Here is a 24,574-nt window from a genome sequence, read left to right as displayed (position 1 = left end):
CGCTATTTACTTAAGCCCTTTTACTTTTTCTCTGATCCGATCAATTCTATCATCTAAATAGGAATCATCCCATTGAAAATGACTGGCATCTTCCTGAAGCAGAGCGGTAGCCGCTTGTCTTTCAGGCAGTCCCCTTTTCAGCTGTAAAAAGGTTCCTGTTACCGCGACAGATACAAACAGCAGAACAGCCATTAATACTACCGCATTTAAATTGACAGATACAGATAAGAGCTTGCCGGTGGAAAGGGAAGCTGGCTTGGCAGGTGCAACAACTTCTTCCAGGACGGGACCTTCGGGTACCTCTCCATTGTATACAAAAGATCTGACTTTCTCTACAGAGAGCTTGGAAGGTTCATACTTGAGATCGGATAGCTCTTCTACAACTTCCTGAAAATGCTCATAGCGTTGCCATAGATCTTCATCTGTGCAGAGTGCATCGAGGAAAGCTTTGCTGTCCTCAGCATCCATCTCATCATATAGAAATAAGATTATTTCGTCATCGGTGAAGTTTCTCTTCATATCCTTGGGGTAAACCTGACTCGTTTGCTAACTTTTTCAGATTCAACAGTGCATACCTCATACGCCCTAAAGCTGTATTGATACTTACATCCGTCAAAGCAGCAATTTCTTTGAAGCTCAGGTCTGCATAACTCCGCATTATCAGAACCTCCCGCTGCTTATCGGGTAGCTGTTGAATCAGCTTTCTAACATAACGTGCATTTTCCTCCCTTATTATTTTTTCTTCGGAACTTACTTCTGCACGCGTAACAGAGTTAAAGATATCAAAATCTTCGCTTTCCCTTTGGATAGGATTCCTTTGAACCTTACGGAAGTGGTCGATCGCAAGGTTACGAGCAATTCGTACAACCCATGGTAAAAATTTCCCCTCTTCGTTGTACTTTCCAGAGCGAATCATTCTCACAACTTTTATCATCACATCCTGAAACAAATCCTCAGCTATGGATCTGTCCTTGACGATCAAATAAATGGTGGTGAAAATTTTGCTCTTGTAACGTGATAGCAATTCATCAAAATAATGATCCTTGCCAGCCATGAAGCCTTTGATAAGTTCACGGTCTTGAGTCTTCTTAATTAGCGCCTTGTGCATTACATTGGTTTTTATGAGTCACGTACATGTTCATCATATAGGGTAGAATAATGTGATGTTTCAAGACTGAAAATGTGCCAGGGGGGATTACACATGGTTCAGTTTGTTTGAGTAACTTGCAACTCGGTTAAGTAAAGATTTATTTTTCCAACATGGAATATATCCACATAAAGAATGCCAGAGTTAACAATTTGAAGAATGTTTCTGTAAAAATTGCCAGAAATAAGTTGGTAGTAGTTACAGGAGTAAGCGGCTCTGGCAAGTCAAGCCTTGCATTTGATACCCTTTACGCAGAAGGTCAAAGACGCTACGTAGAGAGCCTCAGCTCCTATGCAAGGCAGTTTTTGGAAAGAATGGAGAAACCGGAGGTGGATTATATTCAGGGCATTGCTCCTGCAATGGCCATCCAACAGAAGGTAAATACCTCCAATCCCCGATCTACGGTAGGAACCGTCACAGAAGTATACGATTTTCTGAAGCTTTTATTTGCTAGAGTCGGAAAAACGTATAGTCCCCTGTCTGGAAAATTAGTCACCCGCGACTCAGTCAGTGATGTTGTAGACTATATTTTGGAGAAAGAAGAGGGAGCAAAAGTCTATGTTTTGGCCCAAATCAAGGTCAGAAGTAAAGGCTATGCTGCAGAATTAGCCCTGACTTTGCAAAAAGGTTTTACCCGAATCTGGGAAGATGGAGAAGTGAAATTTATTGAGGAAGAACTCGAAAAGGAAAAACTTCCGAATCATAAGACCTTTACCTTACTCATCGATAGAACCATTCTTAAAAAAGAAGACCTATATAATATAAGAGGGAGACTGGGCGATAGTGTTCAAACCGCTTATCAGGAAGGTCTGGGAGAAGCCATCATTCAGGTGAATGAGGAAAAGCCTAAAAGATTCTCAGAAAAGTTTGAAGCAGATGGGATGGAGTTTGAATTGCCCTCTGTCAATTTCTTTAGTTTTAACAATCCTTATGGGGCCTGTAGCGAATGTGAAGGCTTTGGAAGAATCCTGGGAATAGATGAAGATTTGGTGATCCCGGACAAAAGTCTCTCTGTATTTGAAGGTGCTGTCGCCCCCTGGCGTGGCGAAGTCATGAGTCAATACCAGGATGACTGGTTGGTTCCCGCCTTTGCCAATGATTTCCCGGTTCACAGAGCTTACTATGACCTGACTGAGAAAGAAAAAGAAATGCTCTGGGAAGGCTTTGGTAAAGTAAAAGGAATCAGAGCTTTCTTCGAATTCCTGAAATCAAAAACGCACAAAATCCAGTATCGGGTTATGCTGGCCCGTTACAGAGGATATACCAGCTGCCCCGAGTGTAAGGGAAGCAGAGTAAGAAAAGATGCTGCCTATGTAAAGGTTGGCCCCTACTCTATTGGGGATTTACTATTTATGCAGTTGGATGAACTGGAAAGAACCATATCCACACTTGAGTTTGATGAAAGAGATAGCAAGATCGCTGATAGATTGATGCGAGAGATCAATCAAAGGCTAGGCTATTTAAATAAGGTGGGAGTTTCCTATCTACACCTTAATAGAAAGATCAATACCCTATCAGGAGGAGAGATGCAAAGAATTCGATTGGCGACTTCCCTCGGAGGTGGCCTCGTAGGATCTATGTACATCCTGGATGAACCAAGCATTGGCTTACACCCGAGAGATACAGAGAAACTAATCAATGTCCTGGAATCCCTGCGAAATCAGGGCAATACCGTAGTGGTAGTTGAACATGATGAAGGGATTATGCGCAAAGCCGATCAGTTGATTGATCTGGGACCAGGCGCAGGTGAGTTGGGAGGAGAGATCGTCTATAATGGTGATTTCAAAACTATGCTCAAAGCGGATACCCTTACAGGAAATTACCTTTCCGGCAAAGATGAAGTTCCTATTCCTCCTCAGAGAAGAAAGAGCGGAGGAATGATTTCGCTGGAAGGAGCACGTATGCATAATATAAAAGGTGCGGACATAGAGTTTCCCCTTCATGCCCTTACTGTAGTGACGGGCGTTTCTGGCTCAGGCAAATCGACCCTGATCGAGAAGATACTCTTCCCTGCTGTTCGTAAGCATCTTGGAGAGTTTGGGGATAAGGGAGGATATCTGAAAAAACTGGGAGGAGAAATCAACCAGATCAAGAAGGTAGAGATGGTGGACCAAAGGCCTGTGGGTAGATCAGCCCGCTCCAATCCCGTTACCTATCTCAAAGCCTATGACCATATTCGGGAACTTTTTGCTAAACAACCGCTTTCTAAATTAAAAGGAATCAAACCCGGTAGTTTTTCCTTTAATATAGATGGTGGGCGTTGTGATACCTGTCAGGGAGAAGGATATGTTACGGTCGAAATGCAATTCTTGCCGGATGTCAAGCTCCTCTGTGATTCTTGCCAGGGTAAAAGATTCAAACGTCATATTCTGGAAATTGCTTATAAAGGAAAGAATATTGATGAAGTATTGAATATGACTATCGGAGAGGCTATGGAATTCTTTTCTGAAGAACCCAAGATTCATGTAAAGCTTGAAATTCTGAATCGGGTCGGTTTGGGATACCTCAGGATGGGTCAAAGTACAAGTACCCTTTCTGGTGGAGAAGCCCAACGTATAAAATTAGCGTCATTTTTGGCCCAGGGGAATCAGTATAAAGATGCCTTATTCATCTTTGATGAGCCTACGACCGGCTTACATTTCGATGATATCAAGAAACTACTGGCTGCGATGAACGAATTGGTAGAAAAAGGAAACACCATCATCGTAATCGAACATAACACAGACGTTATAAAATGTGCAGACTGGATTATTGACATAGGTCCCGAAGGTGGAGACAAAGGGGGTAATATCGTGTATCAAGGTCCACCAGAAGGCATATTATCCGTCAAAGAATCACATACTGCCCGTTTCTTGGCAGAAAAACTTTCTTAAGACTCAATTTGTCAATTATACAACAGAAGCAATTAAGAAGTGAATATTTATAGACTGAATACAGTTATTTTATATTCTTTCGGACGATTATTCCAGTCGATTAATTATTTCTCAACAGAAACACTTTACCAATCGCGACAGCTTTTTTGACAAATCACGCCAATCTTTTGTCTGATGGCGTGGTTTTTGCCAATCATAAATGAAACACCTGGTATATTTATACTACCTACTAAGAAAAGCTAAGCAAAAACCCGGCAAATGATATCCGTAGAAAAACGTGTACCCAACCGAAACAGCTCTCGTAATTACCGCACGTCCATTGGATTTACAGTCAACCCAAATGCAGATCAACCTGAAGGGGTTCGCGTAGAATTGGTTTCTCGCGCTCCTGAAGCATCGATCATCCGCATGACCAATGACAAAGGTCAAACCATTTTACATGATGACCAGGGAATTGGCAGGGAAAATGACAGACTGGAATTTACCGTTAAGAACCTGGAACCCGGAACTTATTTCTGTGAAGTAAATGATGGTTTTTTCTGTCAGGTTAAGGAAGTGAGGATTCTTGCATGAAACCTCAAAGGATAAAAATTTAAAAAAAAGGCCGTTTGAATTTATCAAACGGCCTTTTTTTTACCTCTTTTAAATAAAGCCTACCTTTGAATCCCAAAAAAAGAGGGATTTGGAAGATTTAAGAGAAAAAATCATACGAGATATCCTGGGAAGGGATGACATCGAACTAAGTGGCGATCAGCAAGATGCCCTTAGAGACTTCCTGCATTTTTTCAATTCCAATGAGAACCGTAGTAGCTTTCTCCTGACTGGATCTGCTGGTACAGGAAAAACTTTTCTCATCAATATCTTCTCGGAGTTCATGAGGAAAATGGGCTTCAAGGTGATATTGCTGGCACCTACTGGAAGAGCTGCCAAAGTAATCAGTCGAAGGACCAAAAGACTTGCCTATACCATTCATCACCATATATATAGCCCCAAAGAAAACGCCATGGGGAATCTGTATTTTTCTTTAAAGGAAAATAAAGCCCCTAATCGAACGGTCTATATCGTGGATGAGGCCTCAATGATTGGCGACCAGGGAGATGAAACCAGCTCCAATTCCCTATTAAGAGATTTGCTGACCTTCGTATTTCAGGGAGATGAAAGCAGAAAACTCATCCTGGTTGGAGACCCTGTTCAGCTCCCTCCCATAGGACATAAGGAATCCCCCGGCCTAGAACCAAAAAGTTTACATGCTGCTTCATTCCTCGAACTTACCCATGCACACCTTACAGAGGTGAAAAGGCAATTGGTAGATTCTGAAGTGCTGGAGAATGCCGTTTTGATTCGAGATGCTTATTTATCGGGGGATTATATGAGCCTCCAGCTTCAACCTGGCAGAGAAGTTCAAATACTGGAAAATGCCTATGAGGGTATAGAAATCTATATGGGGTATTTCCAGGAAGGCAACCTGGATCGTGTAGTATTTATTACCTATTCCAACTATCAGGCGACCAAAATCAACCAGGCGATCAGACACCAAATGTGGGGCTATGAGGATAAACTCATTTCCTCTGATGTTCTCATGGTGGTAAAAAATAATTACGCCTGGGGAGATCAAAAGCGTTTGCCTTTTATCGCAAATGGAGAAATGTGTACAGTGAGAGAGGTTTATCCTGAATCTCTGGAAGAAAGGTATGGCCTGAGTTGGATGGATGTAGAATTAGAATTCATTGATGTCAAAGGAGAACCTATGCGGGTTGAGTGCAAGGTGGTTCTGAATCTGCTTACAGAAAAGCAGGCTCAGATCGACCCGGGCCTGATGAGGCAAATCCAATATGATCGGGCCAATGAATATGCTGCCTTACCCAAAACTCAGGCGGTAGCTATGATGCGGACAGATCCCTATGTAAATGCCCTCCAGGTAAAATATGGATACGCTATTACCGGACATAAATCTCAAGGGGGACAATGGGAAAATGCCATCATTGGCTTCGAACCGGATTACGGGCAAAACCTGGCCGCTTACACCCGATGGACCTATACGGTTTTTACTCGTGCAGAATCGCGAGTTTTTTTGTTAAATTGTCCCTTTAATCAGGATTAATCGCTACTTTCAAGCAAATATTTAACAAAGCTTAAAAATTACACACTAGAAAGAAAACCCGGACGCCCTATAGCTTAATGAACTACCTAATCCGACAATGTCTGCTTTGGCTCTTGTTATATCCTCTTTTCCTTCAGGGTCAGGAGAGATTAGGCAATTTTCAACACATCACAGAAGCGGATGGTTTAAGTAATAATGAGGTTTATTTTAGTGTACAAGACAAGCAGGGTTTTATTTGGTCTGCCACTCGTTCGGGACTTTGTAGATATGATGGTTATGACTTTCAAAACTTTACGGTAGAAGATGGAATCGCGAGAAATGATATCCGTAAAGTCTTTATAGATTCCCAATCCAGGATCTGGATTCCTACCCGCAGAGAGCTCTCCGTTTTCAATGGCAATAACTTTATTACGCCTTTAGACTCCCTGGAATTTATCAAGGATGACAGAGTCATAGATATACTTGAAGATCAGGAAGGCAGAATTTGGTTTAGCACTTCCGTCCTTTTAAGTTATTTGGATAAAAACGGTAAGCAAGGAGAAGTTCGAATCAAGGCTGAAAAGCTGGGCACTTTGCCACGTCTCCTGTTTGTCAATTCGAACAATGAAGTCTATGTCCGATATGGAAGTCAACTCATCATTGTTCAGGGAGAGGAAATCAAGGCTCAATACCCCTTCGATCACCTCCCGAAACTGGCTCGATACAATTCCCAAATCCTACTCCGTCAAAACAAGGACATTCTCTATAGCAGTCCCAAAGGTTTGATTCGCTTTAATCCAAGAGGAGAAGATGAAATTTTCTTTGAAGACTTTCCCGCTAATTTCAATATGGGAGAATTGACCCAAATTTTTGAAGATCAGGATGGGGATTTATGGTTGGCACATGAAACGGAAGGAATCCTCAGAATAGATCAGAATAAAAATACGGAACAACTTTTTCGGGGAAGCGGGATCAATCATATCATGCAGGACATAGAAGGCGACCTTTGGTTCTCAAGTTCCGAGGAAGGCCTATTTCTCCTGTCAAAGAATGCGATTGAAATGAGAAAAACTCAGTTAAAACTGAGTCACAACCTAAGCAAGAATCAGTTTCTGGAGGAAATAGAGGTAGTGGATATGGATGGAAATATCGGCGGAGATTTTTTCATTGCAGATAAAAAACAGGTCTATGAGGTTTCCAGCCTAAGTGGAAGATTCATTATCAATCAACTTCCCACCCTGGAGCTCGATCCTTCAGAAGAAATCAAAGACTTGCTCTGCCTTTCCCCAAAAAGCATCCTGGTACAAACGGAAGATAGATTTCTCTCCTACCAAAACGAAAGTTGGTCGGAGTTATACGGTTTGTTTGACCCTAGCAGCATGAGCAAAGCCAAAAATGGAGGCCTCTTGCTCACCTATGACCGTGAAAAAACTATAAGACTGGATGTAGGGGAATTGCTAAAATTACGTGATCCGGGACAGGCGGATGCTTTCCTCGAAAAGAAAGAAATAGGAATCAACCTAATCAACAGTAAAGAAGGCACTCAAATGACCCTTGAGGATGTTAGCGGGATCATTTGGGGAGTTTGGCCTAATGGATTGTATCGAATTCTGGGAGAAGAAAACTTTAGCTATCCTAATGGACAAAATTCTTTAAAAGCCAGGACCTTTGATTTGCTTAGTAGTCCTGATAGTATTTTATGGGTAGCGACAAATGGGAGTGGCCTGCTTGCCCTAAAAGGTGAGGAACTAAGTTCCATCAATGAAGAAGATGGCATGGAAGGTCTGGTTTGCAATGATTTGTACTATGATGAAAAAAGTGGAGAACTGTGGATTGCGACACAGACTGGATTGGGGAGAATCAATACCTATGATTTTGAAAAGGATCAATTCGAAGTAAAATGGTTTGATACCAATGATGGATTACATACAGCCAAGCTTCGGGATGTCTATGAATTTGGAGGCCATATTTGGATTGCAGGCGAAAAAGGTCTGAGCATCCTTGATAAAAGTAAAATTCAGGAAGAATTTTACAAACCTCCCGTTTACATAACCGGCATATCCAGAAATGGCAAAGAGATAGAATTCCCGGAAAACAATCTCCTGCTCTCCAATGAAGAGAATAATATATCCATTTATTTCACTGGCATTTCATTCAGAAACAGAGGGAAACTCAGTTTTGAATATAGGCTAAATGAAACGGATTGGATGCCTATCAATAGCAATCCCTTGCGCTTTGAATCCTTAAAAACAGGTAAATATACAGTCAGGATAAAGGCCATAAGTAGAGATGGGCTGGAAACAGAGGAACCACTTGAATTCAACTTTGAAGTAGCTCCACAATTCTACGAAACCTGGTGGTTTCTGGGCTTGCTTATTTTCACCTTCGCGGCTTTGGGTCTGGGCTTGATCCGCTACCTTTATAGTGAAAGGCAAAGGATCATACTAGAGGATACGGTAGAGGAAAAAACCTATGAGTTGAACTTGAAAATAGAAGAACTACATAGAAGCAATCAGGACTTGAAACAGTTTGCCTATGTAGCCTCCCATGACCTCAAAACTCCCCTAAGAACGGTGATCGGGCATTTGCAATTGCTCAAACGAAAGCTGGGAACCGGTCTGGATAAAGATGAGGAGAAAGCCATGAACTTCGCCGTCGAGAGTTCGAAGGGAATGTATGAAATGATCAATCACCTGCTCGATTACTCACGATTGGGACGTGAAAGCCTGGAGTTTGAATCTTTCAATCTCGGAGATATTCTGGCTGAATTGAAAAAATCCCTCATGAGTGTGATTGAGGAGCGGAATGCTGAAATTCATTTCGAAGCCTTTCCAAATTTTATTGGAGTGCCAGCCCAGTGGAAAATTCTATTTCAGAACCTCATCGAAAATGCCATAAAATTTAATGAGTCTGATGCACCTCAGGTTATCATCTCATATAAAGACAGTCCGGACTTCTGGATCCTTTCTGTAAAAGACAATGGCATAGGAATTAAAGAAGAATATCAACCCAAAATCTTCGACCTCTTCCAAAGGCTACACAGTACAGAGTATCCAGGTAGTGGCATCGGTCTGGCTAAATGTAAACGGATTGTAGAACTTCATGGGGGAAGCATCTGGATAGATTCAGTCGAGGGAGCAGGAACAGACTTTCAGTTTACCATATCAAAAAGGCTGGAACTGATCTAATTGCCTTTCTATCCTTTGAGGGATTCAGCATTCATGTAGGTAAATTTCTTATTCTCTTGCTATAGATATAATTATCTCGGAGAAAGGGGTCGAAATATGTTTTTGACTTAGTGTATATTTGTCAAAATTTTGAACCCATGAGTGAGCAAGAGGAGAAAAAACTTTCCATGTCGGCTTCAGAAGAGCCCAGTCAGGCAGGTCAGGAGCGTGAATACCAGGACCTGGGACTGGGTAGCAAACTGGGGAATAAACATACCCGTCTGATTGGTAAGGACGGCCTGATTAATGTAAGGAAGACCGGAGGCGGCCTGGATGCAATCAATGTGTTTCAGGAATTACTGACTATGAGTTGGGGAAGATTTCTTTTTCTCATCACCAGTGCCTACATCATCACCAATATGCTCTTCGCCTTTGCCTATATGGCTATAGGAATTGAGAACCTGAGTGTACCGGATCATGTATTTGGATCTTTCTTCGATCGCTTTGCTTATGCCTTCTATTTTTCCGCCCAAACCTTTACTACAGTAGGCTACGGAACCATAAGTCCGCTCAGCAATATTGCCCATTTGTTGGCAACCTTTGAAGCCATGATTGGCCTCATGGGCTTTGCAGTAGTAACAGGTGTCCTCTATGGGAGATTTTCCAGGCCTACCGCCAAGATTTCCTACTCAGAAAAAGCAGTTATTGCGCCCTATCAGGATATCAATGGCTTTATGTTTAAAATGGTGAACAAACGAAAAAACCAATTGATGGAGCTGGAAGTTCAGGTGGTGATGATGGGGCATGTAGAAACAGATGGGGAGTCCAAGCAGGTTTTCTTTCCCCTGGAATTGGAAAGAGATAAAGTTACCCTCTTTCCCTTAACCTGGACCGTTGTTCATCCCATTACCAAAGAAAGCCCCTTGTATAAAAAGACTCCTAAGGATCTGGAGAATATGAATGCTGAGTTTATGGTTATTGTGAAAGGATTTGATGATACTTTTTCCCAAAGCGTACATTCCCGGGTTTCTTATGACCATGATGAACTTCTGTGGGGGAAGAAGTTTATTAAAAACTTTCACGAAGATGAATCCGGTACTTTTGTCGTTGAGATTGATAAGATCAGCGACTGTCAGGACGCCCCTTTGAATACCTATTAAAACGCTATCCATGCCTAATCAAGAAATCCTGAGCAGAATTCAGGCCTACTTTTCTTCCAAAGAAAATAGTAAAGAGATAAATTTTTACCGCGCTCCCGGTCGCATAAATTTGATCGGTGAACATCTGGATTATAATGATGGATTCGTGATGCCGGCAGCTATAGATAAGAGCATGTATTTTGGGGTATCAGCTTCTGAAAAGGAAAATAGTTATATCTATTCCCTGGATTATGATACAGGGGTTGAACTAAAGGCAGGAAACGACCTTCCCAGCTGGGCCAAATATTTTGAAGCCCTTTTGGATCAATTAAGCAAAAGGGGTAAAGAGATCTCTGCCGTTCATTGTGCTTTTTCCTCCGACCTTCCTATCGGTGCAGGCCTATCTTCATCGGCTGCTCTTTGTTGTGGATTTTTGACTGCTCTAAATGAAATGCAGGAGCTCGGTCTTAGCAAAAAAGATATCGTGCTTACCGGACAAGCAGCCGAACATGCCGTCGGTATAAAGTGCGGAATCATGGATCAATATGCCGTTACTTTTGGCAAAAAAGATCAGGTAATCATGTTAGACTGCAATGAAATTTCACACAGCTATTTTCCGGCAGAGCTGGGAGATTATCAATTGATCCTGATAAACTCCAATGTAGAACATGCCCTGGTTGATGGTGCCTATAATCGGAGACGAGAAGCTTCTGAAAGGGCCTTTGCCATTGTACAAGCAGGAGAACCACATATCAAGACTTATCGTGATCTTGACAAAGAAACCCTGGCTAAGTACAAGCGTGATTTCTCTCCAGAACAAAGGATGCGCTCCCGCTATGTGGTAGACGAAATTTCCCGGGTAAAAGATGCTGGCAAAGCCCTCAATGATGGCAATATCAAAAAGCTCGGTCAACTCCTGTTTGAAACCCATCAGGGATTATCTATCGAGTATGAAGTCAGCTGTCCAGAGCTGGATCTCCTGGTTTCTTTGGCAAAGAAACATCATGAAGTTATTGGCGCCCGCATGATGGGCGGAGGTTTTGGAGGCTGCACCCTGAATCTTATCAAAAAGGATAAGGCCTTGGAGATTGCAGGAGAAATTGCTGCGGCATATAAAAAGAAAACCGGCCTGAAGCCGGAGATTATTGAAGTCAATATTGAGAATGGGGTGGAGAAGGTTGAAGAGGTGTTATAGTGTTCTGGTGTCCTAGTATTCTCCTTGGAAATTCATGAACACAAGAACACCAGAATACGTCCCCTAATTACTCACCGCCGATCTGATACTTGAAAATACCCAAATGGTAAACTTCAATTGCTGAGCCAGGGTTTTCATCAGGAACATGCTATGCTCTTCCTCATAGGAAGCAGCAGTGTAGAAAACCTCATCCACAGTTGACAATAATTCCTTACTCATCTGGATGATGGCAAAGATCGATTGCTCCAGGTTTTCAGGTCTGGGCATAGGATGTATACGCGACTTTACAACTGCCAGTGCACTGCCTGATTCACTGGGAGAAAAGCCCAGATTCATGATCTCTTCAGCCAGAACATTGGTATTGTGATTGCTGACATTGTATAGAATGTCCAGTTTATCGCTAAAATCCAGAAAGGGCCTGAGTTTAGGGTCCCAATGGATCTTTCTTACATTTTGGTGATACTGCTGATAATCCAGCAATAAGCCATCCAGTTTCTCCGCCAAATCTTCTCTTCCTTCCGGGCTAAGATTTCCGTTGTAGGTACTAAGTTCCATAATTTTTTCAATTCAGTGTTACAACATTGGATTCTCACATACCCTTATAAATACGAGAAGTATGTACAAGGGTTTTGGCACAGGAAGCACAAAGGGAGTACCAATTGACAGATTGGCAGCATTTAGAACTCAAGTGTCAGTTGACGGGGGGTGTCATCTAGCAAATTGTCAAGGTTTGAGGCATAAACGCCTAAAAGACGGACAGCTTTTACAGGAAGTTCCGGATGAAAAAGGAGATGTTCAACGATAGGAAATATGTCTTCTTCCTGATCAAGAAAGGAGTTTTGAGATTTGCTGCGGGTCTTTAATTCAAAGTCGTGGTACTTGATCTTGAGGGTGATGGTCCTGGTTTTGGTCGTAATCCGATGCAGTCGACCACAGAGCTTTTCGGTCAGCTTCTGTAATTCAACTAGCATTTCTTCCGCCGTTTCAAGGTCATCTGAAAAAGTATTTTCTATCCCTACAGATTTCCTCAAACGATCCGGCTTGACCTGTCTTTCATCCCGGGCCCTTACGATTTTATAATAGTGCCTGCCCATTTTCCCAAATTTAAGGGCCAACTCCAGTTCTGACCAGCCTTTTAGATCTGCTCCTGTTCGAAGGCCCATTTTCTTCATCTTCTCTGCCGTCTTTTTCCCAATTCCAAAGAACTTTTCAATGGGAAGTTTTTCAAGAAATGTTTCGGCACGATCCGGGGGGATGAGGGTTATTCCATTCGGTTTATTGATATCCGAGGCTACTTTAGCCAGAAATTTATTGATACTGATCCCGGCAGAGGCTGTCAGATCTGTGGTTTCGAGAATACGTGCACGAATTTCCCGGGCGATTTTTGTTGCAGAATCCAGGCCTTTTTTATTATGGGTTACATCCAGGTAGGCTTCATCCAGGGAAAGAGGTTCAACCAGGTCTGTATATTCAAAAAATATTTCGCGAATCTGATTTGAGACTTTTTTATATACATCGAAACGAGGTCGGACAAAGATGAGTTCCGGACAAAGCCGTTTTGCAGTCATAGAAGGCAAAGCTGAGCGGACGCCATATTTCCTGGCTTCATAACTCGCTGCAGCTACAACTCCGCGTTTACTCCCCCAGCCTACCGCGACAGGCTTTCCCCTGAGCTCAGGATCGTCCCTTTGCTCCACTGATGCATAAAATGCATCCATATCTATATGAATGATCTTACGGTGCATATAAGCGAGGAATGCCTGTTTTTGTATTCCTTGTATGCATAATACGGAAGAAATCAGGATTTAGCTTCTTTGCGTAAGATTTGGGGCAAATACAAAAAGCATCTACATGCCTAAAACAGAATTGTCATTGCGAGTCGGGATATCCGGCGAAGCAATCTACTTGATTTAAATAGTCATTCGTAGTCAAGGGGATTGCTTCACTTCGTTCGCAATGACAATGCTGGTTTATTCCTCAATCCTCCAGGGCGGATCTTTCCGATTCACCCCAGCATAATAGAGGATAATCCGATTCCCATCCGGGTCTTTCAGTCGGGCTTCCCTCCACAACCAACTTTGATCCTTGGCTTTGTGTTCAAATTCGATGCCTGCTGTAATCAGACGTTCCACCTCATCATCCAGATTTTCACTTTCGAAGTAGACAGAAACGCCTTCTCCTGAAGGGAGTTTTTCCTGCAAATGAATAGAGAAAGTCGAATCTCCATCCTGACATAGAAAGCGTGCATAATGAGGAGATTTTACAATTAGCTCTAAACCCAACTTCTGGTAGAAGTCGATGGACCTTTCTACGTCTTGCGTAGGAACCGTGACCTGGTTGAGATTCATAATTTTCTTTTATGCCCAGCCTTCTCTTTTTTTCAATTCTGTAACATGAGCCAGATGATGATCACAATGCCAGGCGTAAAGAGCCAGCATTTCATCCAGGGTCAAATATCCACTCACTGGGTGTTGCAGTCGTTTTTCGTAATCTTCTTTTCCCATTGCATCTAACAAAAGCATCCAACGGATATGAAGATGGTGTAATAGGTCTAAAGAAATAGATACCGGGGCAGATTTAGCATCGGGCAATAAGGCCCAGGCTTTCTCATCATAAGCCTTGATTACGGGCTCATCTTCTGTGAGCGTCCAGCGAAAACGTACATAAGAATTTAAGTGGCTGTCAACCACATGATGGATAACTTGTCTTATGGTCCATCCTCCGGGTCTATAAGGGGTGTCTAATTGCTCATCATTCAGGCCTTCAGAAGCGGTTCTGAGGCGAGCAGGGAATAGACGTATTGAACTTCTCTTTTCTTCTCTCTCTTCAGGACTTAATTGTGTGGGGGAGCTGAAGCGTCCAATTGGGTAGCGTAGTTTCTCTAATTCCTGGTCAGTCATTTTTTCGTTCGCGATTTACAGTAAAATTGAATATATCCGGTCTTGAATAATGGCCGGAAACATCCAGGTTCATTTTCTCTTTTATGGTTTCTCTCAAATCGAGTTCTGCAAATATAAGGCTTTCCTTATCCCAAAGAGGTTCCTCTATATAAAAGCCATTGGGGCCTATAATACAGCTTCCTCCATTTAATACATATTGTTCAGGCTCGTTTTTTAAATGTTCCGGCAATTCAAGTTCTGCAGGAATATCTTTCGCCTGTAATAATTGACCTGCTGCCAACACAAAACATCTCCCTTCAAAGGCATACTGACGACTGGCAACCTGGTGCATCTCATGTACTTTGGGCCAAAGGGCAATGTGGATATGCTCGCCCATATCATGCAAGGCTTGCCTGTTGTGCGGCATCCAGTGCTCCCAACAGATCAATCCTCCCAACTTGCCAAAGGGCAGGTCAACTGTTTTCAATCCAGCAGCATCTCCCCGATTGTGCATAAGCTTTTCGGTATAGGTTGGCATGAGTTTGCGATGGTGGTTTCGCAGTTCTCCATCCGGGCCAAAAATCAATAAGGTATTATAACAAGTAGCTGTTTTCACTTTTTCATTAACCCCGATCACGATTGACACTTCAAGTTCCCTGGCTATTTTCCCCAACTGATCCGTGGCAGGGCCCGGAACTTCCAGGCTATTCTCAAAGGTTTTGGCGAATACTTCTTTAGTAGGTTCATGATCCCAAAAGCCCATTTGCGGGCAAAAGTCTAACCAGGCGGGATAGCCCGGCAACCAGGTTTCCCCAAAAACAATCAGTTTCGCTCCTTCTTTTGAAGCCTTTTTTGCGAAGCTTTCAACTTTCTCCAAACTGGCTTTCAAATTCAGATACACCGGTTTGGCCTGTACAATGGCTACTTTTACCTTATCCATAATGTCCAACAAAATCGTTTCCTATGATATGCTGATGATCATTCACCCTTTCCAGAAGGAAGCCTCTTTTATTATACTGCAGAACAGTTATAGAAGTATTATGAATAACCGTACGCAAGGTCATCAAATAGTCAGCCCCCATTACTCTTCGCAGGTAACTTTTAATGGCAAAACCATGTGAATAAACACCGATCGACTTATTTGTTTCGCCATCCCATTCATTTATCCGCTGATTGAACCAGGCTTCCATTCTTTCCTCAACTTCCCTTTGTGATTCTCCTCCCGGAGCTTTAAAATTATAATTATCAGCCAGCAACTTCGCCCTCATCTCTTCATTATAGACTTCTTTCCTGACCTGACCTTCCCAATCTCCCTGAGATATTTCAACGATATCATCTGTCAGGATTATTTTTTTCTGGGGTATACTCAAATAAGAAGTAGATATCTGAGCTGTTTCCTGAGCTCTTAGTGCTACAGAAGCATATACCTCATCAAAATGGCGGGCTTCCCCATGAAAACGTTTACCCAGAGAGTGCGCCTGTTTCCTTCCTCTTTCGGTTAGGGGAAAATGATTGGAACGGCCGCCAACAAGGTGATGATTGACATTACCTACACTTTCGGCATGTCTTACGATAAAGAAACTTAGCATAAAAGAAGCAAATTGGATTAATAGCGTGGAAGATTTCGGAAACAAAGAAAGTGAATGAGAAGGATCGAGGCAATTTAATCCTGAGAAATTGCTGGCTTTATGTAGAGAGAGATTTGTCCATGATTTAACATTTACGTAAAAGTAAATTACCTTATTTGTAATTTGGACGAACGAAACTTATGCTACAGCCTTCATCCGAGAAAGAAACAACTTCAATTATGGCTTCCTGTCACTGGAAGGATGCCCATATTTTTTCTCAATTGACGGATGAGGAAGTAAATCGACTTAAGCCCCTGATAGAAAAGAAATTCCTTGAGAAAGGAGAAATACTTTTCAAGGAAGGCGATGAAGGGAATGGCATATTTATCATTCAGTATGGGGAAATTGAGATTTGTAAAGAGGAAGGTTTTGTTCTGAGTACAATGCAATGCGGCCAATCTTTTGGAGGCATATCAACATTTAGCAATCAACCGAGATCAGCAGCAGCCAGGGCTAGTCAGGATAGCTTACTTGCCTGGTTGGATCGTGATAGTTTGCAGAAAGTAAGTGAAGGAGGATTAAATTCTATTTCCAATAAAATTCTCCACAATTACATTTCCCTACAACGACAAATACAGGAAAAATCTGATCAGAAAATTGTTGGAGAAGCAAAGCGGCAGTTGGAAACTGCCAAAGAGCAAATAGAGTTTGGTACCTTCTTCGTAACCATCGTATTCTTTGTAAGCCTTTATGCCTTTGCTATTCGCAGCGGAGCAGAATGGATCGACAATTTTGCCGCGAAGACTTATTTAACAGTAAGCTTATTGGTTTTAATGCTGATTGTGGTGGGAATTGGACTTCGAAATTCCGAGTATACCCTCAAGGATTATGGGTTCAATTTCGGTGATTGGAAAAGGCAAGTTCCGGAAGCACTACTTTGGACTGGTGGATTTATCCTCTTAGCTACTTTTCTAAAATATCTCTTGGTTCAATTTGTTGACATTTATGCCGGACAGCCTATCATTTCCTTGCCAGGCTATATGGGCGTTGATACAACGACCGCAATTTTGACTACACTCTTATACTGTGTTTTTGCTCCCGTACAGGAATTCTTGGCCAGAGGTCTGACCCAAAGCTCTCTCAGTCGCTTTTTAAAAGGAAAACACGTAGATGCCAAGGCGATTCTTATTACTACCCTTTTATTTAGCACCACTCACCTTCATCTCAATACTTATTTTGCCTTAGCGGTCATACTTCCCAGTATTTTTTGGGGAATCATGTATGCCCGGCAAAAATCTCTACTAGGGGTGAGTATATCCCATATTATTATCGGGATTTATGTCGCTTTTATTATGGGAGGATTAGAATAAAAATCCTTCAATATTGAGCAGATGTTGGATATCCCCTATGCCTATTTTTCCTTCCTGCTTTTAATTGCTAGCTTTGCTTGAAAGGTCCCAACAATACCTCAATGGCAAAAAACAAACTCTTCCTTTTAGATGCGATGGCCCTGCTTTATCGGGCCCACTTTGCTTTCATCCGTAATCCCCGAATTACCTCCACAGGCATGAATACCTCAGCCATGTTTGGCTTTTGTAATACCCTGCTGGAAATCGTGAATAAAGAAGACCCCTCGCATCTTGCCGTGGTGTTTGATACCAAAGCTCCTACTTTCAGACATATAGCCTATGAGCCTTATAAAGCTCAAAGAGAAGCTATGCCCGAAGATTTGAGCAAGGCCATTCCTTATGCTTACAAATTGTTGGATGTCTTGAATATCCCGGCCTTGTTTATGGATGGCTATGAAGCAGATGACCTCATCGGAACTATCAGTGCCCAGGTGGATGCCAATGAGTATGATGTTTATATGGTAACCCCGGATAAGGATTATGCTCAATTGGTGAAAGACAATGTTTTTCTCTATCGGCCACGTTCGAGAGGCGGAGGGTTTGAAGTCATGGGAATAGAAGAAATCAAAGAATCTTTTGGTATTCCTCCTTCACAGATCATTGATTTTCTGGGGCTAAAGGGAGATGCAGTAGATAATATCCCTGGGGTTCCCAAGGTAGGAGATAAAACTGCGGTAGCTCTCTTGTCTGAATATGGCTCGGTAGAAAATATCATTGCCAATGTTGACAATATCACAAAGAAAGCAGTAGCTGCTTCCTTAAGAGAAAATGCAGAACAAGGGTTGATGTCGAAAGAATTGGCGACCATCAAACTGGATGTTCCTTTTGAGTGGACCACCAAACAATTGGAAGTTGAGCACTGTGAACTGGACGGTCTGATGGAATTGATGGGCGAACTAGAGTTTAGAACTACCACCCAACGCTTCCTGACCAGCAAATTCAATCCAGTCAAAGTAGCCGTGCAGGAAGACCTCTTTGGGAATCAGGTTGGGGATGGTCCCACTTTGCCTTCTGATTTTGGCAAAGGGAATATGGAGACTATTGATACCAGCAAGGCTGACTACATAGAATTGAAAAGTGCGGAGGATAGAAAAAAATTGATCGACAAGATCAAAAAAGTGGGAGAAGTTTGTTTTGATACGGAAACCACCGGGCTGGATGCAATGAATGTGGAAATTGTGGGTTTGGCCCTGAGTACCAAATCCAGCGAAGGCTACTACCAGCATTTTCCAGAGGATTGGTCAGAAGATCAGGTTAAAGAGGTTTTAGGCGAATTTCAGGAAATCCTGTTAAGTGATTCTATTCTGAAAATAGGCCAAAATCTGAAATATGATATTCTGGTGCTGAAGAATTATGGCATTGAATTGGGCGGTCCTATGTTTGATACCATGCTGGCTCACTATGTGATCAATCCGAGTGGGAAACATAGCATGGATGCGCTTTCAGAAGAATACCTCAACTATACTCCCGTCTCAATTACGACTTTGATTGGAAAGAAAGGAGTCAAACAAAAATCCATGAGAGACGTGGAAGTAGAGAGGTTGGTGGATTATGCTTCTGAAGATGCAGATATCACTTTTCGATTAAAGGAGAAGCTTGCACCTGAAGTAAAAGAAAGCAATATCTTCAATGACATTGAGCAGCCTTTGATGCCTGTTCTGGCTGCTATGGAATTTGAAGGAATTAAAATTGATAAGAAAGCCCTGGATGATTATTCCGAAGAATTGGCCGGAAGGCTGGTTACCCTGGAAAAAGATATTTATACCCTTGCAGGGCTTGAATTTAATATCAACTCCCCCAAGCAATTGGGAGAAATACTCTTTGACAAACTGGAATTAGGCAAAGGAGCCAAGCAAAAGAAAACCAAGACCGGGCAGTATGTTACCAATGAGCAGGTCTTGAGTAGTCTGGCTATGACCCATGAACTACCGGATCGAATCCTTGCCTATCGGGGAGTAAAGAAATTGAAATCCACCTATGTGGATGCTTTACCCAAACTAATCAATCCCAAAACAGGTCGGGTCCATACGACCTTTAGCCAATCCGTGGCAGTGACCGGAAGATTAGCCTCCACCAATCCCAACCTTCAAAACATACCCATTCGTACGGCTGATGGCAGAGAGGTACGAAAAGGATTTATCCCAAGAGATGAAGATCACATCCTGATGGCCGCTGACTACTCTCAGGTAGAACTGAGGATCATGGCCGCTATGAGTCAGGATAAGAATATGATGGAAGCCTTTCAGCAGAAACTGGATATCCACCGAGCAACTGCAGCGAGGGTATTTGGGGTAACACCAGAAGAAGTAACTCCAGGGCAAAGATCGGCAGCAAAGACGGTCAACTTTGGAATCATCTACGGAATTTCTGCTTTTGGCCTGAGTCAAAGAATGGGAATCAAGCGGACTGAAGCCAAGGAAATCATTGAGACATATTTCGAACAATATGACCGAGTGAAAGCCTATATGGACGAATGTGTAGAAAAAGCCAGAGAAAAGGGCTATGTAGAAACCCTCTTTGGGAGGCGTCGGTACCTGGCTGACATCAATTCCAGAAATGCGACTGTCAGGGGATTTGCCGAAAGGAATGCTATCAATTCACCCATCCAGGGAACAGCAGCTGACATCATCAAAATTGCGATGATCAATCTCTACGATGCCCTTTCCAAGTCAAGCCTCAAATCGAAAATGCTCCTGCAGGTGCATGATGAATTGGTATTTGATGTTCATAAATCTGAAGTAGAGGAAATGAAAGCCCTTATCATGGACAAAATGGTCAATGCAGTAAATCTGGATGTACCCATGGAAGTTGAAATTGGTACGGGAGATAATTGGTTACAAGCCCATTAATATTGATCTCATGAAATACTTGCTCTGCCTAAGCATCCTTGTTTGCCTGTTTTTTCACTCCTGCGCCCAAAAGCCAGAAGTTGGTCCAGAGAAGGGATCACTTTTGATTGTAGGAGGAGGACGTCTTTCCCCAAAAATCATTGATAAGTTCATTGAATTGGCGGGTGGAAAGGATGCCCCTATGGTGCTTATCCCTACAGCTGGAGGTGCAGCTTCTTATCCGGATTCCCGAGGGGACTTGCTCCGGGACAGAGGCGCAACAAATGTGACTGTCCTCCATTCGACAGATAAAGAGGTCGTAAATTCTGAAGAATTTTTAAGCCCACTGAGAGAAGCCAAAGGCGTGTGGTTTAGCGGAGGTCGCCAATGGAGATTGGTAGATGCTTATGCAGACACGGAAGCCGAAATACTCTTTTGGGAAGTTTTGAATAAAGGCGGCGTAATCGGAGGCTCTTCCGCAGGTGCGACCATCCAGGGTTCTTACCTGGCCCGAGGCGATACTAAAAACAATCAAATTATGATGGGCGATCATGAAGAAGGCTTTGGCTTTCTCAAAAATGTAGCCATCGATCAGCACGTGCTTGCCCGCAATCGCCAATTCGATCTTTTCACCATCCTTAAAGCCAAACCCGAACTATTGGGAATCGGCATAGATGAGAATACCGCCATCGTCGTGCAAGCTGATGAATTTGAAGTTCTGGGTGCCAGCTATGTGCTGATGTATGATCAGAACTTTTATTCAAGAGAGGGCTTTGACCAAAAAGAGCTTCCCAAAAAAGAAGCTCAATTTTATTTTCTGAAAGAGGGAGATCGGTATGATTTGAAGAAGAGAGAGGTTATTGATTAGCCGGTGGCTAATCAAGTGTTCTGGTGTTCAAGTGTTCTCGTGTTCTGGAATATTCAATTAGAAGAGCACAAGAATACGTGAACAGCTGAACACAAGAACACGTAAAATTGCCTTTGGCAATTACTCCTGCCCCTTCCTATAATCCAATGGAGGTTCTCTATCTCCCAGCAATGATTCATATTTAAAATCCGCTCCCCTTCTTCTTAGCAATTCTTCATTTGCTTTTTCGAGTAGCTCGGGATTATTGAATAAATCAAAGGCTGTCAAACTCAGGGTTTTGGCTGCGACCATCATGCCTTTGTGGCCAATGCTCATGCCTCCTGCGGCAACTGCCTGCCAACTATGGGCACTAGTTCCCGGAGCCCAGGTTGCAGCCCTCATGCCTGTAGTAGGTCTTACCCAACTGATATCCCCAACATCTGTACTACCACCACGACCAATTTCAATTACTTCAAATTCTTTTACCTTTTCAGCGGACTCAGGCATAAGGTCCCTGGAATCATAGGTGTCCATCAATTTGGCAGCAAAGTCTTTTTCCTTTGCATCATAGCTCACTCCCCCAACTAATTGAAGGTTTTTATGCATGGCTTCGCCTAAAACCTGATTAGGAAGTTTATTGAAATATCCGATGATGATTTCATGGCTTACTTCGGTTTCTGTCCCCATAGCCGCAGCTTCAGATGCCTTTACAACCCGAGCGAACAGCTGTCTTACTTCACGCATATCAGGATGACGGATGATATAAGAAGCTTCAGCCTCCGCAGGAACAATATTCGCTGCTTTAGCACCATTCAGAATGGCATAATGGATTCGGGATTCCGGCTTTACATGCTCCCGCATCATATTGACCATATAATTCATGGCCTCTACTCCATCCAATGCACTTCGCCCCATCCAGGGAGCTCCGGCAGCATGAGCAGCCACTCCCTTAAATCTAAAGCGAGCACTGATCGCTGCAAGAGAGGAACCCGCATCAGCAGAGTTTTCATTTCCCGGATGCCAGGAAAGTACAGCATCAACATCATCAAACAATCCTGAACGGACCATGAAGACTTTTCCTCCACCTCCTTCTTCCGCAGGAGTTCCATACAAACGGATCGTTCCGGGAGTTTTTGTCTCTTTTAACCAATTCTTGACCGTAATTGCTGCAGCTATAGAACCAGCTCCAAATAAATGGTGCCCACATGCATGACCGGCGCTTCCATTCGGTGATTTCACTTTCATGGGAACAGCCTTCTGCGACATATCGGGCAAGGCATCATACTCCGCCAACATTGCAATGATGGGTTTTCCACTTCCATATTCGGCAATAAAAGCAGTCGGCATTCCTGCAACATCAGCCTTTATACTAAAGCCTGCTTTTTTTAGCGTTTTTTGAAGAAGGGCTGAACTTTCGTCCTCCAAAAATCCAAGCTCAGCATGGCTCCAGATTTTTTCTGCTACAGATACATATTTTGATTGATTCTTTTCCAGGTCAGTAATCATGGCCGATTTCTCTGGGCTCAGTTGCGCCTGAAGACTTCCGAAAAAAAGTGATAAGAAAAGTAGATAGTAGATAGATTGTTTCATAGATCCTAGGTTTTGTCTTTCTTAGTTATACAAAAAGGGATAGTAAGATAGGAATTATTTATATTGAGATTCTGGAAGGAGGATATGTAACCTCAGGAAATTCCTGTTCGTTGTATATATATTGAGCTATAATAGAAACACACATGGGCATCTGGAAATCTACCAAGGAATATTTCAAAAAGCAGCGAGAAATTTACCGATCTGTAAGTGAGCAAGACGTCATCATTATGGCATTGCAAAATGACAATAAAATCACTACAGCCTCTCTTTCCACCCATACCCCATTGAGTCATATGCAGGCAAGTAGAAAATTACAGGCCATGATGACCAAGGGAATCCTAAAGATGAAGTACGACAATAGCAACAATTATACTTCTTATTACAAGGTCAAGCATCCGGATCTCTTTAAAAACCTTCCCAATACTTCTTCAAATTTCTCCATCCCTGCTCAGAAAGAGAAAAAACTCCTTTCTGATGCCGAGGTTATCTCTGCAGCAGTCAAAGCAAAAGGCAGATTAATCCCGGGTGTACTTTGTATCAATGCAGATATCACCATAGATCAGGCAAAGGCCAAGCTACAGGAACTCCAACACAAAGGAGTTTTTGATATAGAAGTTACTTCAGAAGGAGCCATGGTGTATTTATTAAATGACTACAACACCTACCGTGACTTGATGGGCGAAGAAAAAAAGGCCCTTGATGAGTAAGTCCCTCCCTATGATCAAACTAGCGATCCTTTACCAGGCACACAAGCCTCCTGTTTTTGATGGAATTTTGAAACCTATGAAACATGGAGGATATAGTGATAGTGGAGCCGATATTGCCTTTGGGCTAAAAGATGAAATTGAGATTATTTGCCCAGTCGATAAAGCAAAGGAAAATTCCGATTATGACTGGGTGTTTCCGGATACAGCAGCAGGAATACAAGAAGCCATAGATAAAGGAGCCACTCATTTTTGGTTGAACACACTTCTCTACGGGGGTCATCCGGCCGAAGCCTTTATGAAAGGCAATAGCTTCTGGATCGGCCAGGTCCCGGAACTCGTGGGCAAGCATGATGATAAATACCTGACCAATGAACTTCTACATGAATCGGGGATACCCATTTCCCGTTCCCTGATTTTTGAGAAGGATACCCTGGATGTAAAAGAAAAGCCAGCTTTCCCTTTAGTAATAAAACCAATCAGAGGAAGAGGAAGCAAGGGAGTAAAGGTCGTAGAAAATAGAAATGAGTTTATTAGAGAATCCCTCAAACTCCTCGATTCAAAACGTTTTGGGAATAAGTTAATGGTAGAATCATTTCTTCCGGGTCAGGAAATCACCATGGCTGTTATGCCTGCGGGGATTTATGTGATTGGGGGAAAGGAAGTAGAGAAAAAAGAAGCATGGAGCCTTCCTCCGGTTAAAAGAGAAAATCATATCAAAGGGATAGCTCCCTATAGCGGGATCGTTCCTGTAAGCCACAATAGCTACGCCATTGAAAATGAAGCACTTGAAGAGCCTAGCCTCAAGCAAATTTTGAAAGAAGCTAGTCAGGTAGGGAAAGTGCTGGATATAAGGGCGCCTATTAGGCTGGATGCACGCCAGAATGCTCAGGGGAAATACTTCATCTTTGATGTCAATTTTAAACCCAATATGACCGGAGCATCGAGAACCCATCGAAAAAACCAGGATAGTCTGGTTATGATTGCAGCACGCTCTATGGGTTGGACATATAAAGACCTTCTCCTGAATATTTTGCGGCAGGCCTGGAAATAAGCCAAATGGATTCATGTAGCTATTTCAAGTAGTCAGGCTTCCTCTTCATCAAGTCTGGATAGCTTTTCCTTTTTGATCCCCTGATCTTTAAGGA

20 protein-coding genes are annotated in these 24,574 nt (G+C 42.7%); 11 read left to right on the top strand and 9 right to left on the bottom strand.

The window, feature by feature from the left end; genetic code table 11:
- Positions 1–6: 6 nt before the first annotated feature.
- Positions 7–519 (bottom strand): hypothetical protein, encoded by a 513-nt coding sequence (locus R8P61_08075; protein ID MDW3647004.1) that lies wholly within the window; start codon positions 517–519, stop codon positions 7–9.
- Complete coding sequence (locus R8P61_08070; protein ID MDW3647003.1) at positions 497–1,108, bottom strand: sigma-70 family RNA polymerase sigma factor; 612 nt, start codon at positions 1,106–1,108, stop codon at positions 497–499. The genes R8P61_08075 and R8P61_08070 overlap by 23 nt, the downstream gene beginning before the upstream one ends.
- 152 nt (positions 1,109–1,260) lie before the next feature.
- Between R8P61_08070 and uvrA the strand changes: the two genes are divergently transcribed.
- From uvrA to galK, 6 genes are all read left to right on the top strand, one after another.
- Positions 1,261–4,020: an excinuclease ABC subunit UvrA gene (gene uvrA, locus R8P61_08065; protein MDW3647002.1), complete on the top strand. Its 2,760-nt coding sequence runs from the start codon at positions 1,261–1,263 to the stop codon at positions 4,018–4,020.
- Between the two features lie 258 nt (positions 4,021–4,278).
- Complete coding sequence (locus R8P61_08060; GenBank protein MDW3647001.1) at positions 4,279–4,593, top strand: hypothetical protein; 315 nt, start codon at positions 4,279–4,281, stop codon at positions 4,591–4,593.
- Positions 4,594–4,702: 109 nt separating this feature from the next.
- Positions 4,703–6,121 carry an AAA family ATPase gene (locus R8P61_08055; protein ID MDW3647000.1) on the top strand — a complete coding sequence of 473 codons (1,419 nt, stop codon included), beginning with the start codon at positions 4,703–4,705 and terminating at the stop codon, positions 6,119–6,121.
- Positions 6,122–6,198: 77 nt separating this feature from the next.
- On the top strand, positions 6,199–9,288 hold the full coding sequence (locus R8P61_08050) for an ATP-binding protein (GenBank protein ID MDW3646999.1): 3,090 nt from the start codon (positions 6,199–6,201) through the stop codon (positions 9,286–9,288).
- A gap of 137 nt (positions 9,289–9,425) precedes the next feature.
- On the top strand, positions 9,426–10,427 hold the full coding sequence (locus R8P61_08045) for an ion channel (GenBank protein MDW3646998.1): 1,002 nt from the start codon (positions 9,426–9,428) through the stop codon (positions 10,425–10,427).
- A gap of 10 nt (positions 10,428–10,437) precedes the next feature.
- Positions 10,438–11,601 (top strand): galactokinase, encoded by a 1,164-nt coding sequence (gene galK, locus R8P61_08040; protein MDW3646997.1) that lies wholly within the window; start codon positions 10,438–10,440, stop codon positions 11,599–11,601.
- A 63-nt stretch (positions 11,602–11,664) separates the two neighbouring features.
- On the opposite strand, the gene R8P61_08035 is transcribed toward galK, so the two are convergent.
- From R8P61_08035 to R8P61_08010, 6 genes are all read right to left on the bottom strand, one after another.
- The gene (locus R8P61_08035; GenBank protein ID MDW3646996.1) at positions 11,665–12,156 is read right to left on the bottom strand and encodes a hypothetical protein; all 492 of its coding nucleotides are present in this window, start codon (positions 12,154–12,156) and stop codon (positions 11,665–11,667) included.
- 122 nt (positions 12,157–12,278) lie between these two features.
- Positions 12,279–13,346, bottom strand: a complete 1,068-nt coding sequence (gene dinB, locus R8P61_08030) for a DNA polymerase IV (GenBank protein MDW3646995.1) — start codon at positions 13,344–13,346, stop codon at positions 12,279–12,281.
- Positions 13,347–13,571: 225 nt separating this feature from the next.
- Complete coding sequence (locus R8P61_08025) at positions 13,572–13,949, bottom strand: VOC family protein (GenBank protein ID MDW3646994.1); 378 nt, start codon at positions 13,947–13,949, stop codon at positions 13,572–13,574.
- A gap of 9 nt (positions 13,950–13,958) precedes the next feature.
- A complete protein-coding gene (locus R8P61_08020) occupies positions 13,959–14,501 on the bottom strand; it encodes a putative metal-dependent hydrolase (GenBank protein MDW3646993.1) in 543 nt (180 codons plus the stop codon).
- Positions 14,494–15,420: a carbon-nitrogen hydrolase family protein gene (locus tag R8P61_08015; protein MDW3646992.1), complete on the bottom strand. Its 927-nt coding sequence runs from the start codon at positions 15,418–15,420 to the stop codon at positions 14,494–14,496. The genes R8P61_08020 and R8P61_08015 overlap by 8 nt, the downstream gene beginning before the upstream one ends.
- Positions 15,413–16,069 carry a histidine phosphatase family protein gene (locus tag R8P61_08010; GenBank protein MDW3646991.1) on the bottom strand — a complete coding sequence of 219 codons (657 nt, stop codon included), beginning with the start codon at positions 16,067–16,069 and terminating at the stop codon, positions 15,413–15,415. Before R8P61_08010 ends, R8P61_08015 begins: the two co-directional genes overlap by 8 nt.
- Positions 16,070–16,248: 179 nt before the next feature.
- On the opposite strand from R8P61_08010, the gene R8P61_08005 reads away from it, so the two are divergent.
- The 3 genes from R8P61_08005 to R8P61_07995 all read left to right on the top strand — a co-directional run bounded on the left by R8P61_08005 (position 16,249) and on the right by R8P61_07995 (position 21,153).
- Complete coding sequence (locus R8P61_08005; protein MDW3646990.1) at positions 16,249–17,418, top strand: cyclic nucleotide-binding domain-containing protein; 1,170 nt, start codon at positions 16,249–16,251, stop codon at positions 17,416–17,418.
- A 101-nt stretch (positions 17,419–17,519) separates the two neighbouring features.
- The gene (polA, locus tag R8P61_08000; GenBank protein ID MDW3646989.1) at positions 17,520–20,306 is read left to right on the top strand and encodes a DNA polymerase I; all 2,787 of its coding nucleotides are present in this window, start codon (positions 17,520–17,522) and stop codon (positions 20,304–20,306) included.
- 10 nt (positions 20,307–20,316) lie between these two features.
- Complete coding sequence (locus R8P61_07995; GenBank protein ID MDW3646988.1) at positions 20,317–21,153, top strand: cyanophycinase; 837 nt, start codon at positions 20,317–20,319, stop codon at positions 21,151–21,153.
- A 120-nt stretch (positions 21,154–21,273) separates the two neighbouring features.
- Here R8P61_07995 and R8P61_07990 read toward each other — a convergent pair whose 3' ends face one another.
- Positions 21,274–22,722 carry an amidohydrolase gene (locus R8P61_07990; GenBank protein ID MDW3646987.1) on the bottom strand — a complete coding sequence of 483 codons (1,449 nt, stop codon included), beginning with the start codon at positions 22,720–22,722 and terminating at the stop codon, positions 21,274–21,276.
- Between the two features lie 143 nt (positions 22,723–22,865).
- Here R8P61_07990 and R8P61_07985 point away from each other — a divergent pair, with 143 nt between their 5' ends.
- Together R8P61_07985 and R8P61_07980 are read left to right on the top strand one after the other, a co-directional pair.
- Positions 22,866–23,429, top strand: a complete 564-nt coding sequence (locus R8P61_07985; GenBank protein MDW3646986.1) for a hypothetical protein — start codon at positions 22,866–22,868, stop codon at positions 23,427–23,429.
- Positions 23,422–24,480 carry an ATP-grasp domain-containing protein gene (locus R8P61_07980; protein ID MDW3646985.1) on the top strand — a complete coding sequence of 353 codons (1,059 nt, stop codon included), beginning with the start codon at positions 23,422–23,424 and terminating at the stop codon, positions 24,478–24,480. Before R8P61_07985 ends, R8P61_07980 begins: the two co-directional genes overlap by 8 nt.
- The last annotated feature ends 94 nt before the right edge of the window (positions 24,481–24,574 follow it).

This window comes from Bacteroidia bacterium (assembly GCA_033391075.1).
Classification (GTDB): Bacteria; Bacteroidota; Bacteroidia; order J057; family J057; genus JAWPMV01.
This window is presented reverse-complemented; position numbering and strand designations above follow the sequence as displayed.

Excerpts from the sequence above, each read along its gene's own strand:
- R8P61_08025 (MDW3646994.1), bottom strand. The coding sequence starts at position 13,949 with ATGAATCTCAACCAGGTCACGGTTCCTACGCAAGACGTAGAAAGGTCC.
- uvrA (MDW3647002.1), top strand. The coding sequence starts at position 1,261 with ATGGAATATATCCACATAAAGAATGCCAGAGTTAACAATTTGAAGAAT.
- R8P61_08035 (MDW3646996.1), bottom strand. The coding sequence starts at position 12,156 with ATGGAACTTAGTACCTACAACGGAAATCTTAGCCCGGAAGGAAGAGAA.
- R8P61_08070 (MDW3647003.1), bottom strand. The coding sequence starts at position 1,108 with ATGCACAAGGCGCTAATTAAGAAGACTCAAGACCGTGAACTTATCAAA.
- R8P61_08020 (MDW3646993.1), bottom strand. The coding sequence starts at position 14,501 with ATGACTGACCAGGAATTAGAGAAACTACGCTACCCAATTGGACGCTTC.
- R8P61_08015 (MDW3646992.1), bottom strand. The coding sequence starts at position 15,420 with ATGGATAAGGTAAAAGTAGCCATTGTACAGGCCAAACCGGTGTATCTG.
- polA (MDW3646989.1), top strand. The coding sequence starts at position 17,520 with ATGGCAAAAAACAAACTCTTCCTTTTAGATGCGATGGCCCTGCTTTAT.
- R8P61_07990 (MDW3646987.1), bottom strand. The coding sequence starts at position 22,722 with ATGAAACAATCTATCTACTATCTACTTTTCTTATCACTTTTTTTCGGA.
- galK (MDW3646997.1), top strand. The coding sequence starts at position 10,438 with ATGCCTAATCAAGAAATCCTGAGCAGAATTCAGGCCTACTTTTCTTCC.
- R8P61_08005 (MDW3646990.1), top strand. The coding sequence starts at position 16,249 with ATGCTACAGCCTTCATCCGAGAAAGAAACAACTTCAATTATGGCTTCC.
- R8P61_08075 (MDW3647004.1), bottom strand. The coding sequence starts at position 519 with ATGAAGAGAAACTTCACCGATGACGAAATAATCTTATTTCTATATGAT.
- R8P61_07995 (MDW3646988.1), top strand. The coding sequence starts at position 20,317 with ATGAAATACTTGCTCTGCCTAAGCATCCTTGTTTGCCTGTTTTTTCAC.
- dinB (MDW3646995.1), bottom strand. The coding sequence starts at position 13,346 with ATGCACCGTAAGATCATTCATATAGATATGGATGCATTTTATGCATCA.
- R8P61_08045 (MDW3646998.1), top strand. The coding sequence starts at position 9,426 with ATGAGTGAGCAAGAGGAGAAAAAACTTTCCATGTCGGCTTCAGAAGAG.
- R8P61_08060 (MDW3647001.1), top strand. The coding sequence starts at position 4,279 with ATGATATCCGTAGAAAAACGTGTACCCAACCGAAACAGCTCTCGTAAT.
- R8P61_08010 (MDW3646991.1), bottom strand. The coding sequence starts at position 16,069 with ATGCTAAGTTTCTTTATCGTAAGACATGCCGAAAGTGTAGGTAATGTC.
- R8P61_07985 (MDW3646986.1), top strand. The coding sequence starts at position 22,866 with ATGGGCATCTGGAAATCTACCAAGGAATATTTCAAAAAGCAGCGAGAA.
- R8P61_08050 (MDW3646999.1), top strand. The coding sequence starts at position 6,199 with ATGAACTACCTAATCCGACAATGTCTGCTTTGGCTCTTGTTATATCCT.
- R8P61_07980 (MDW3646985.1), top strand. The coding sequence starts at position 23,422 with ATGAGTAAGTCCCTCCCTATGATCAAACTAGCGATCCTTTACCAGGCA.